The sequence below is a fragment of the uncultured Methanofollis sp. genome (genome assembly GCF_937919355.1).
Lineage (GTDB): Archaea > Halobacteriota > Methanomicrobia > Methanomicrobiales > Methanofollaceae > Methanofollis.
On the sequence record NZ_CALFSA010000175.1, the window covers coordinates 1 to 11,766 of the forward strand.

Genomic DNA, 11,766 nt, shown 5'->3' on the forward strand with positions numbered 1-11,766 from the left:
CAGCCCCGGTGTTCCCCACACGCGTGGGGATGAACCGGAGTGCGTAGAATGAGCAGGAAACCAGAACTCGTGTTCCCCACACGCGTGGGGATGAACCGGGCATCGTCCAGACTATAGAGGATTCAATAAAGTGTTCCCCACACGCGTGGGGATGAACCGGCACAGCGGAGGGAGGAGGATCGCCAACGCCGGTGTTCCCCACACGCGTGGGGATGAACCGTTTCAATTGAAAAATCACCTGCGCCGGGTTCAGTGTTCCCCACACGCGTGGGGATGAACCGGAATATGCCCACGGATACCGCGATGGACACCGGTGTTCCCCACACGCGTGGGGATGAACCGGCCAGAGATCGATCTACGCGGTTCCGACCCGTGTGTTCCCCACACGCGTGGGGATGAACCGATGAGCACCAGGATGACAGGCACCACTGCAATGTGTTCCCCACACGCGTGGGGATGAACCGTACTCAAAGTATCGGACTCTTTCGGACCTTCTGTGTTCCCCACACGCGTGGGGATGAACCGGAACTTATCGGGCAAAACGATAGTATCCGTCAGTGTTCCCCACACGCGTGGGGATGAACCGGTGTTCAACATCTGTGACGACCTGGGCGACGTGTGTTCCCCACACGTGTGGGGATGAACCGAACTACTCAAGGAAATAGCAGAGTAGAACTTAGTGTTCCCCCCCTCTGCGGGGATACGACCCCCACACCCTCTCTCCCACCGGGGGGCGGACTCACCCCGTCGCAAAAAAAAGAAGATTAAATATCGTCATCCTCGGGACGGATGACCGCGAACCCGACGACCCGGTCGCCCCCGTCCATCTTCATGACCCGCACGCCGCGGGTCCCCCTCTTCTGGACCGAGATGCCATCGACCGACGTCCTCATCACAATCCCCGAAGCGCTCATCAGTATGATCTCGTCACCGTCCGAAACAGCCTTCGCCGAGACGACACCGTCGCCGTACGGCGGCTGGATGTTCCGCACACCCATCGTGCCCCGGCCGTGGCCGCGGAACTCGTCGAAGTCCGTCCTCTTGCCCATCCCGCTCCCGGTGACCGTGAGCAGGTGGTTGCGCCAGACAAGACTCAGAGCCACCAGATAATCGCCCTCCCGCATCCTGATCCCGATGACACCCTGCGAATTGCGGTGGAGCGGCCTGACCGCCTCCTCCGAGAAGCGGAGACTCTGGCCCTTCAGGGTCGTCAGGAGCACCTCCTGCTCCCCGTCCGTGACCTTCACATCCACCAGTTCATCGCCCTCCTTCAACTTGATCGCCAGGATACCACTCGGCCGCGGCCGGGAGAACTCGTCCAGCGGGACCTTCAGCACCATACCCCCCTTCGTCGCGAAGAAGAGGAAATGCGCCGGGTCGAACTCCCGCACCGGTATGACCGCATTGACCAGTTCGTCCTTCAGGTCCAGGAGGTTCACGATCGCCTTCCCCTTCCCCGTGCGCGTGCTCTCCGGGATATCGTAGACCTTCATCCAGTATATCCGGCCCACATTCGTGAAACAGAGGAGATAATCGTGCGTGCTCGCCGTGAAGACGTCGGTGACCACATCGTCCTCCTTCGTCGCCATACCGATGACACCCTTCCCGCCCCGGCGCTGCATCCGGTAGGCGTCAAGAGGCATCCTCTTGATATAGTTCGTCGCCGTCAGGGAGACGAGCACAGGCTTATCCTCGATCAGGTCCTCCTTCGTGATCTCCCCGACCGCCGCGGCGATCTGCGTCCGCCGCGGGTCAGCAAACTTCTCCCTGATCGCCACGACCTCCTTCCTGATCTCCGCGAGGATATGGGCCCTGTCCCGGAGGATCTCCTCCAGGCGGGCGACCTCCTTCAGGAGCCCCGCCCTCTCCTCCTGGATCTTCTGCTGCTCGAGGGCCGCCAGACGGCGGAGCTGCATCTGGAGGATCGCGTTCGCCTGCGCCTCGTCGAGACCGAACCGCGAGACCAACGTCCCCCGCGCCGCATCGGCGCTCGGCGACGACCTGATCGCCGCGACCACGTCGTCGATACTCGTCAGCGCCAGGATCAGGCCGTTGAGGATATGCACCCTCTCGTTCGCCTTCCGCAGGTCGAACTCAGACCTCCTGCGCACCACCTCGATCCGGTGGTCGAGATAATGGCCGAGAAGGGCCGGCAGGCTGAGCACCATCGGCTTCCCGTCCACAATGGCGAGGTTGATGATCCCGAACGTGCTCTCGAGAGGCGTGTGCTTGTAGAGCTGGTTGAGGACGACCTGCGGCATCGCGTCCCTCTTCAGGTCGACGACAACCCTGATCCCGTCCTTGTCGGACTCGTCCCGCAGGTCCGAGATCCCCTCGATCCTCTTATCGCGAACAAGGTCCGCGATCTGCTCCACCAGATTCGCCTTGTTCACCTGGAAAGGTATCTCGGAGATGACGATCCGCGGCGTCCTCCCCTCGTCCTCGATCTCGGCCACACCCCTGACCACGCACTTGCCGCGGCCGGTGAGATAGGCCTCGCGCACGCCCGCACGCCCCATAATCACGCCGCCCGTCGGGAAATCGGGAGCAGGAATACACTTCATCAGGTCGTCGACCGGGACCGCCGGGTCGTCGATATAGGCGCAGACAGCGTCGCAGACCTCGCCGAGATTGTGCGGCGGCATGTTCGTCGCCATACCGACGGCGATACCCGACGACCCGTTCACGAGCAGGTTCGGCACCTTCGCCGGCAGGACCGTCGGCTCCTTCGTCGACTCATCGAAGTTCGGCGTGAAGTCCACCGTCTCCTTCTCGATATCCTCGAGCATCGCCTCGGCAAGGGGCGTGAGGCGGGCCTCGGTGTACCTCATCGCCGCCGCAGAGTCGCCGTCGATGGACCCGAAGTTGCCCTGCCCTTCGACCGGCATGTAGCGGTACGAGAACGGCTGCGCCATCTTGACAAGAGTATCATAGATCGCAGAGTCGCCGTGCGGGTGGTACTTCCCCATCACCCAGCCGACAATGCTCGCACTCTTCTTCGTCGGTTTGTCGTGAGTGTTACCGATCTCCCCCATGCCGTAGAGGATACGCCTGTGCACCGGTTTCAGGCCGTCCCGCACGTCGGGGATGGCCCGGCCGATGATCACCGACATCGCGTAGTCGATGTACGAGGACTTCATCTCGGTCTCGACCGTCACCGGGATAATAGACCTGTGCACCTCGTCTCCCTCAGATGTCAAGGTTCTTCACCTCCTGTGCATGTTTCCAGATAAATTCCCGTCTCGGTTCCACGTCGTCGCCCATCAACTTCTCGAAAATCTCGTTTGCGTAACTCGCGTCCTCGATCCGCACCTGCCTGAAGACACGGTGTTCAGGATCCATCGTCGTCTCCCAGAGTTGTTCGGCGTTCATCTCACCAAGACCCTTGTACCGCTGGACCGAGATGCCCGTCTCGCCCATCTCGCCGAGGATCACCTTCATGTCCTCCTCACGGTAGGCGTACCTCTCCTTCTTGCCCCGAGACACCCTGAACAGGGGCGGCTGGGCGATGTAAACATACCCGCGCTCGATCAGTTCGGTCATATACCGGAAGAAGAAGGTGAGGAGGAGCGTCCTGATATGCGCCCCGTCCACATCCGCATCGGTCATGATGACGATGTGGTGGTAGCGAGACTTCTCTGCGTTGAAATTCTCGCCGACCCCCGTACCCATCGCCGCAATGAGCGCCTGGATCTCGGCGTTCTTCAGGATCTTGTGGGGCGAGGCCTTCTCGACGTTGAGGATCTTGCCTCTGAGAGGTAGGATCGCCTGGAAACGTCTGTCTCTCCCCTGCTTTGCAGAACCGCCCGCAGAGTCACCTTCGACGATATAGATCTCGCTCTTCGCGGGGTCGCGCTCCGAGCAGTCGGCGAGTTTGCCAGGGAGACCGGTGCTTTCGAGCGTGCTCTTCCGCCGGGCGAGGTCGCGTGCGCTCTGCGCCGCCTCACGCGCCCGTGCGGCAAGGATGGCCTTGCCGACGATCGCCTGGAGCACCTTCGGGTTCTCCTCGAAATATTCGGTGAGGGAGGAGTAGACAAGGGAGTCGACGATCCCCCGCACATTCGAGTTGCCAAGGCGCATCTTCGTCTGCCCCTCGAACTGGGGGTTGGCGACCTTGAGGGAGATGACAGCGTTCAGTCCTTCCCTGACATCTTCGCCCCTGAACGACGCCCCGTTCTTGAGGATGTCGTTCTTCTTTGCCGAGGCGTTGATCGCACGGGTGATCGCACTCCTGAACCCTTCAAGGTGGGTGCCGCCTTCCCGCGTGTTCACCGAGTTGACGAAGGTAAAGACCTGTTCCTTGTAGGTGTTCGTGTACTGGAGGGCGACCTCGACCTCGACCCTGCTCTCCTCGTCCTTCCGGTCGACGGCGATGGGGTCTTCGTGGATACGCTCGTCACTCTCGGTGAGGTGGCGGACGAACTCCGTGATCCCGCCTTCGTAGCAGTAGGAGTCCTCTTCGCCGTTTCTCTCGTCACAGATGGTGATCGCAAGCCCGGAGTTGAGGAAAGCGAGTTCCCGCATCCGGTGAGCGAGGACATCGTAGTCGAACTCGACGGTCTCGAAGATCGCGGGGTCGGGCATGAAGCAGACCCTCGTGCCGGTGAGACGGTCGCCGAACTGCTCCAGAAAGAGGGCACGGTCCTCGACGCCATCCCACGCGCCGGCGGCACCGTAGACCCGGCTGTACCGTGCCTTCATCTCGTCGATGCTCTCGTCCCGCGAGGTGAGAGGGGAGGTCATCAGGCCGCGGGACAGGGTCATTTCATAGACCCGACCGTCCCTGAAGACCGTCGCCTTCATGATGGTCGAGAGGGCGTTGACGACCGAGACGCCGACACCGTGCAGACCGCCGGAGACCTGGTAGGTGTTCTTGTCGAACTTGCCGCCCGCGTGGAGGACGGTGAGCACCACTTCGAGGGCGCTCTTCCCCGACTTCATCGTGTCGACCGGGATGCCGCGGCCGTTGTCCTCGACGGTGCAGGAACCATCGGCCCCGATGGTCACCCTGACATGGTCGCAGAACCCTGCAAGCGCCTCGTCGATGGAGTTGTCCACGACCTCGTAGACAAGGTGGTGGAGGCCTCGCGTGTCGGTCGAGCCGATGTACATGGCGGGACGCTCACGTACCGGTTCGAGGCCCTTCAGGACAGTGATATGGGAGGCATCATATGAATCTCTCATAGATGACCCCCACAGAAAAACAAGGGACGCAAAGTTCGTGGATTCACACTACATATTGGGTGTGAAACCTCTTTAAGGTACTCGAAAAAACACCATCGCTTCCGGGGGGTGGGGGATCGGTCCCGGCCGGCGGCAGAAAATATATCGTGCCAGACCTGCACATGTTCGCCCGGTGGAGGCATGGACACGAAGGACGAGACTCCGTCCCGCATTCTCCGGACGCTGAGGCTCAGGCCGCGGGGCATGACGATCACCGAGATCGCGAAAAAGACCCGGATCAACCGGAACTCGGTCTCGAAACACCTTGAAGTCCTGCGGGCCGCGGGGCAGGTCGATGCGGCGGTCATCGGCAACGCAAAGGTCTACTCGGTCGCCCAGCGCGTCCCCCTCTCCTCTTTCCTCTGTTTCACGCAGGACATGATCCTGGTCCTCGACAGCGCCTTCCGCGTCGTGCAGGTCAACGACCACTTCCTCGACCTCGCCGGCGTGGAAAAAAAGGACATCGTCGGTCTGCGCCTCGAAGACGCACATCTCCCTGTCGTCTCAGGCGAAGATGTGGCGGAGACGATCCGGGGGGTCGGGCGCGAGCAGGTCCACACCGAGGTCTCCTGCCGCCGGGACGACGGCGGGGTGTCCTTCTACAGCATGGAGGTGATCCCGACGGTCTTCGACGACGGCGAGCGGGGGTGCACCGTCGTCCTCGAGGACATCACCGGGAGAAAAGAGTACGAACGGCAACTGCACGAGAGCGAGGCGAAGTTTCGCACCATCGTGCAGGACCTGGCAGAACCCCTCTGCCGTTTCCTGCCGGGCGGGCGGGTCACCTTCGTGAACAGCGCCTTCAGGGAGACCTTCGGCATCGGGGAGGATGACCTCGCCGGGACGACCCTCTGGCAGTTCGTCCCCCCGGCCCTGCATAAGGGGATCGAGGCCGAACTCCGCGGACTCGGACCGGACGCCGACGTCTGCACCCTTGAGGTCCCGGTCGTCATGCCGACCACCGGGGAGACCCGCTGGTTCTCCTGGACGATCCGCGCGATCGTCAACGGCGAGGCGACGCTCAGGGAGTACCAGGGCACGGGGAGCGACATCACGGCGGTCAGGAGCCTGGAGGAGAAGAAACGCCAGTACATCCAGAAGATGGAGTTCCTGGCACGGGCGGCGATGGAGTTCGTCAACCTCCCGCCCGGCGCCGACATCTACGCCCTCATCGCCCGGCGGGTCTCCGAACTCGTGCCGGGTGCGGGCGTCACGGTCCTCTCCTACGACGAGGACGAAGGACAGTTCTCCCTGCGGGCGGTGATGGACGAGCGTTTCAGGGCCGGGGTGAAAGACGTCGTGGGGCGGGACGTGGTCGGCGTGGCCATCCCCTTCGTCGGTGTCCTGTCGTCCCCGTATTTCGACGACATCAGGGCCCTGCTGGAGAACGGAACGGCGGAATATCGTCTCGCCCGCGAACCCGGCGACGGAGGTATCCCGATGTCCGCCATCACGGTGGGGCGGTTCTCCGAGGAAGTCTGCAGGGATATCCTCGAACGCGGGGACTTTGTCAGGGCGTGCATGTTCGCCCTCCTCTGGGAGGGGCAGGTCTTCGGGAACATCATGGTCCTCCTCCCCCGCGGCCGCGACCTCACGGAGAGGGAACTGGTCTACTCCTTCGTCAAACAGGCGTCCATCGCCATCAGCCGGCATGTCGCCGGGGAACGCCTCCAGAGGAGCGAGAGGCGGTTACGGGACATCATCGACCTCCTGCCCTCTCCGGTCGCCGTCATCGACAGGGAGGGGGGTATCCTCTTCCTGAACAGGAAGTTCACCACGGTCTTCGGCTACACTCTCTCCGATATCCCGGACTGCGACGCCTGGTTTGGGGCGGCTTTCCCCGACCCTGCGGAGCGGGAAAAGGTGGTCAGGACCTGGGTGTCGGACGGAGATGCCGGGGAGGGAGGGCCGCGGCTCTTCAGGGTGCGGTGCCGGGACGGCGAGAGGAAGACCGTCGTCTTCAGGCCGGTGGTGCTCAGCGACGGCACCCGCTACGTCACCTGCGAGGACGTCTCCGAGGCCGAGCGGGTCCATGGCGTCCTCCTCGCCGGGATCGCCGGACGCCGGGGGAGGGGGCCGGGGCCGGGGCCGGAAAAACGCCCCTGATAAATCTATGCCATGCACTTCTGATTCGTAAATCTCTATGTGTTCCGGGGGCGAAGGGTCTGCCGTGGCATGCATGGGGGGTGCCGCAATGGAAAAGACTACAGGAAGAACGGACATGCCCGGACTGGTGGCCGTCGTCCAGAACGGCGACATCGCCAGCAGTCTCCGGGCGATGAACGAACTCAGGGCGGTCGGTAACGTGGCCGTCGGCCCGCTGGTCGCGTCCCTCAGGGACGGGACGACGGGTGCGGAACGCTGGAGGGCGGCGATGGCACTCGCACGCCTCGGAGAACCTGCCGTGGACCCGCTGATCGCGGTCGCCTCCAGCGGCGGCGAGGACGGGGTCACGAACCCGGCAGTCTGGGCCCTCGCCGAGATCGGCGACAGGAAAGCCGTGCCGCACCTCATCGAACTCCTCCGCCGGGAGTCGTCGGTCTGCTGCCGCGTCCTGACCGCGGCGGCGCTGCTCAAGATCGGCGACCCCGCGGGGGTCGACGAGGTGAACCGCCAGTACACCGAACACGGCGAGGACTACGAGGGGATGGTGAGCGAGGCCTTCGAAGGGACCTGACCACCACTCTCTCTCCTCTCTCCGCCGCTCGCCCGGCGCTCACCGCGCTCATGCTCACGCACCCGCACGGTGATACCTTTTTCAGGAATGAGGGCCTTCCCCTTTCCATGGAGAGCAAATTCGGCAGGGGCTTTGTGATCCCCCTCGTAGCGCTCGCCCGGCACTTCTCCCTCCCTCCCGAGCAGGCCTTCTACGGGGCGGCCGACCACCTCGACGAACTCGTCGTGCCCGCCAGGTTCGCCGGCACGCAGGTGGACGCCCTCGTGGAGCAGTTGAGGAAACGCGTCATCTGGCACCAGCCCGGCACGATGGACAGGGAAGACGCCGAGGACGTCAAAAGGATACTCCGCCGCCTGCTCGTCGAGGTCGACCGTTCCCTCGGGGTCGCCGACCCGCAGGTCGGGACGTACGAGTGACGACGCCGGCACCTCTCTTTCCCTCACCGGCACAAAGTCGGGTGGGGCGTAGAAGGCGACGAGAGGCACGACCGCGTAACATATACAGGTCCTCCGACCCGCAGGCGGCGACCAGTTCTCCCATCGCCTTCCTTGCGTACCCCTTCCCCCTGAACTCCACCCACGTAAACACGCCGTCGACCTCGCTCGCACACGTCGGAGTGGCGTTTGCAGCGTGCAACGCTCACCCGCGTGTCCTCGACGAAGACGCAGAAGATCCTGTCGGTCGGGACGATGACTCGCGAAAAGATCTCATGCTCGCCGGCAGGTGCCGCCGTCCGTCCTGACCAGAAGGTCTCGGGCGACTCATGATGGGGACGTGCGTCCTGCTCGTGGCGTCGCGGTCGAGGAGCGACCTGCTCAAAAATCCCCGGCGTGCCCTGTCTCGATAACGATCAGGCCCGCACCCTCCCGCACCGCCGCAAAGTGGACGAGGTGGACGCGCCCTGTGCCGGGGAACCGTGCAAGAGTGCGGACGATGACGGTCTCAAAAAGGGACGACGGCACGATCCCTCCGCGGTCTTTCAGGGGTTCAGGCCCCTCCCTCCTTCCGCCGGGAGGAGGGGATGAAGAAGGTCGCGACCAGGCCGAGGGCCAGGAGGACTGATATGGCGTCGAAGGAGAACTGCATCGCTCCGCTGACCGACGCATCGACGATGGCGGTCGCCTCGGGCATGTCTTCCTCGGAGACGTCGGGCGGCGGTGCCCCTGTCTTCATCTTCTCGGCCCATGCCACCAGTTCTTCCGTGATCTCCTCCTCCGACGCCCCGGTCGCGAACGTCGACCCGGCAATGCCCGAGACCATGCCGGAGACCAGGGAGAGGAGGAGGACGACGCCGACGATCGCCGTCCCGAAAGACGTCCCCATCTGCTTGGCCGTGTTCAGCACACCGGATGCGTCGCTCTCCTGCTCCTTCGACGTCGAGGAGAGGGTGAGGTTGGTCACCTGCGAGAAGACAAGGCCCATGCCGATCCCGAAGACCACCGACCCCGGTATCACCTCGCCGGGCACCATCGCCGCGGAGAAGATGCCGCGGAGCATCACCGTTCCGAGAATGGCGACGGCAAAACCGATGAGGATGAGCGTCCTCGGCGCCACCACGGCGGCGAGCCGCGACGCCGCCACCGAGAGGGCGAACATGGCGAGGGACATGGGCAGGATGGTGAGGCCGGTGGTGAAGGCGTCGATGCCGGTGACGCTCTGGAGAAAGACCGGGATGATGAAGAGAAAACCCGCAATGGCGACGTTCTGGACGATGCTCACGCCGTTGCCCGCCGTAAAGGTCCGGTTCCTGAAGATGACGACGTCGATGAGGGGCATCTCCCCCCGCTCTTTCCTGTGCTTCTGCCTGAGATAGAAGACGGCAAGGCAGAGTATCCCGATGCCGAGGATGACGGGGACGACTCCCCAGAGTTCGGGGACGCGGATGATCAGGATGCCGAGGACAATGGACCCGAGTCCCCCGAAGGAGAGGAGCGTCCCGGCGACGTCGATGTCCCGCCACGCGGCCGTCGGCTTCGCCTCGGTGAGGAGGTACGAGAAGATCAGGACGATGAAGGCGACCACAAGTTCCAGGCGGAAGGCCCAGCGCCAGGTGTAGAAGGTCGTGAGGTATCCGCCGATGATCGGCCCGAAGGCCATGCCGGCCGCGCCGATCCCGCCCCACATGCCGAAGGCGAAGGCCCTTTCCGCCCCTTCGTAGGTGGCGGTGAGAAAGGTCGTCGTCGCCGGGAGCATGAGGGCGGCGCCGAGACCTTCGAGGATCGCCCACCCGAGGAGGAGGGTGAAGACGTTCTGGCTGATCGAGGCGGTGAAAGTGCCGGCGCCGTAGAGGGCGAGGCCGACCAGGAAGACCTTCTTCCTGCCCATGACGTCCTGGAGTTTGCCGCCGATGATCATGAAGGAGGCCATGACCAGGGCATATATGGCGATGACCGCCTGGATCGCCGGGACCGTGGTGTTCAGGTCGACGACGAGGGCCGAGATGGAGACGTTCATGATGGTCGTGTCGATGACCATGATGAAGATGGCCATACAGATGATGACAAGGACGCCCCAGTTTGTCCCGTCATTCCCTGGCATCGACATGCACCCCGACGACCGATCACGGCGCCCGGGTAGATAATACTATGCAGGCACCACCCGGACCTGACGCAATCTTCTTATCTCCCCATGACAACAGGGGCATCATCCTGCAGGCGGCGCGGGCCGACCGCAGACGAGGGGGGAAAGAAATTTATGGGTTTTGCAGCCCCGGTAACGATTGTTTATCCGAGGATAGAGTCGCTCGACACGATCCTCGGGAGTACGGTGAAGAATGCGACAGGCGAACATCTCGGCGTGATCCATTCCCTGATGATCGACACGGCTTCGGGCCTGGTCACCTTCGGTGTCCTCTCATCGGGCGGGATCATGGGTCTCGGGGAGAAACTCTACCCTGTGCCCTGGCAGGCGCTTTCCCGCGACCCGAAAGCGGACGAGTTCACCCTGAAGGTCAGGAAAGAGACCTTCGAGACGGCGCCGAGTTTCGACAAGGGCCACTGGCCGAAGGCCGACGACATTGCGTGGTTCGAGCGGGTGTACCGTTTCTACGGCGTCGAACCTGTCTGGGAGACGAAGGTCACGTGAGAGGGGGAGGAGAAAAGAGGCAATAGATATCTTAGGCACACTGTGGGATAACTAAACTTACAATTTTTGTAAATTATCATCTCTGCAGGCCTGCACGAGAGGATAGAGGGGCATAGTGCGCCCCCTCGTCATGCATTAGTTAACAAGCCTTACAAAAATTGTAAATAGCCACCTATACGGCATTTTGAGGGGGCCTATAGAGGGGCCGGGGCCGTCGCCCCTTACATCTCTCGATGACAGTTATAGATCTGATCGACCCGGTAGAACCCCCATCCGATAACAATGGCCCCCACGAACGCCAGGAAGAGGGCAAGGACCCCCGGCCCCCAATGATACAGATACCAGATCGGGAGAATAAGGAGATAGCACAATCCTCCCATACAGAAACCGCAGGCTGTTTCGGAGTCGAGCCTCTTCCCTTTCAGGTCTTCACGCTCTTCCATAACACTGTTTCATTCTCCGTTTAGGTATAGATACCCTGTCATGGGTGAGAGGGCGGAACCGTCATGATCCTTGCCTCGCAAATGATAAACATAGCAAAATTGGGCCCTGTTGGAATCATCATACTGGGTTGACGTCTCCCCCTGATCACAGTGAGGGAGGCACGGATCCTCCACCATCCCCCATTTCGCAGACCGGGGGCGCCTCGAAAACCTCAAGTTTTTCTTGAACACACTATCGCTCGTTGTCCCTGATCCCTACCTGCGATTGACCCTAGAAAGAGCGAAAAGACATCTGAGGATGGAGATTGCTGTGTCCCCACCTAATCCTACTCCGGGGTT

Annotated in this window: 10 protein-coding genes and 1 CRISPR repeat array; of the genes, 5 read left to right on the plus strand and 5 right to left on the minus strand. The window is 62.5% G+C overall.

The window, feature by feature from the left end; all coding sequences use genetic code 11:
• Positions 1-8 precede the first annotated feature (8 nt).
• Positions 9-708: a CRISPR direct-repeat array (repeat unit 29 nt; unit sequence GTGTTCCCCACACGCGTGGGGATGAACCG).
• A gap of 56 nt (positions 709-764) precedes the next feature.
• Both gyrA and Q0520_RS08790 read right to left on the minus strand, forming a co-directional pair.
• Positions 765-3,200 carry a DNA gyrase subunit A gene (gene gyrA, locus Q0520_RS08785; RefSeq protein WP_298668976.1) on the minus strand — a complete coding sequence of 812 codons (2,436 nt, stop codon included), beginning with the start codon at positions 3,198-3,200 and terminating at the stop codon, positions 765-767.
• On the minus strand, positions 3,190-5,184 hold the full coding sequence (locus Q0520_RS08790; protein WP_298668979.1) for a DNA topoisomerase subunit B: 1,995 nt from the start codon (positions 5,182-5,184) through the stop codon (positions 3,190-3,192). Before Q0520_RS08790 ends, gyrA begins: the two co-directional genes overlap by 11 nt.
• Positions 5,185-5,364: 180 nt before the next feature.
• On the opposite strand from Q0520_RS08790, the gene Q0520_RS08795 reads away from it, so the two are divergent.
• The 4 genes from Q0520_RS08795 to Q0520_RS08810 all read left to right on the plus strand — a co-directional run bounded on the left by Q0520_RS08795 (position 5,365) and on the right by Q0520_RS08810 (position 8,667).
• Positions 5,365-7,329, plus strand: a complete 1,965-nt coding sequence (locus tag Q0520_RS08795; RefSeq protein ID WP_298668982.1) for a PAS domain S-box protein — start codon at positions 5,365-5,367, stop codon at positions 7,327-7,329.
• A gap of 88 nt (positions 7,330-7,417) precedes the next feature.
• Positions 7,418-7,900: a HEAT repeat domain-containing protein gene (locus Q0520_RS08800; protein ID WP_298668985.1), complete on the plus strand. Its 483-nt coding sequence runs from the start codon at positions 7,418-7,420 to the stop codon at positions 7,898-7,900.
• A gap of 107 nt (positions 7,901-8,007) precedes the next feature.
• Positions 8,008-8,316: a hypothetical protein gene (locus tag Q0520_RS08805; RefSeq protein ID WP_298668988.1), complete on the plus strand. Its 309-nt coding sequence runs from the start codon at positions 8,008-8,010 to the stop codon at positions 8,314-8,316.
• A gap of 207 nt (positions 8,317-8,523) precedes the next feature.
• Entirely contained in the window at positions 8,524-8,667 is a 144-nt protein-coding gene (locus tag Q0520_RS08810) for a hypothetical protein (protein ID WP_298668991.1), read from the plus strand.
• Between the two features lie 48 nt (positions 8,668-8,715).
• Here Q0520_RS08810 and Q0520_RS08815 read toward each other — a convergent pair whose 3' ends face one another.
• Both Q0520_RS08815 and Q0520_RS08820 read right to left on the minus strand, forming a co-directional pair.
• Positions 8,716-8,862 carry a hypothetical protein gene (locus Q0520_RS08815; RefSeq protein WP_298668994.1) on the minus strand — a complete coding sequence of 49 codons (147 nt, stop codon included), beginning with the start codon at positions 8,860-8,862 and terminating at the stop codon, positions 8,716-8,718.
• Positions 8,863-8,887: 25 nt separating this feature from the next.
• Positions 8,888-10,444: an MFS transporter gene (locus Q0520_RS08820; protein ID WP_298668997.1), complete on the minus strand. Its 1,557-nt coding sequence runs from the start codon at positions 10,442-10,444 to the stop codon at positions 8,888-8,890.
• A 150-nt stretch (positions 10,445-10,594) separates the two neighbouring features.
• On the opposite strand from Q0520_RS08820, the gene Q0520_RS08825 reads away from it, so the two are divergent.
• Complete coding sequence (locus Q0520_RS08825; RefSeq protein WP_298669000.1) at positions 10,595-10,984, plus strand: PRC-barrel domain-containing protein; 390 nt, start codon at positions 10,595-10,597, stop codon at positions 10,982-10,984.
• Between the two features lie 221 nt (positions 10,985-11,205).
• Here Q0520_RS08825 and Q0520_RS08830 read toward each other — a convergent pair whose 3' ends face one another.
• On the minus strand, positions 11,206-11,427 hold the full coding sequence (locus Q0520_RS08830; RefSeq protein ID WP_298669003.1) for a hypothetical protein: 222 nt from the start codon (positions 11,425-11,427) through the stop codon (positions 11,206-11,208).
• Positions 11,428-11,766 lie beyond the last annotated feature (339 nt).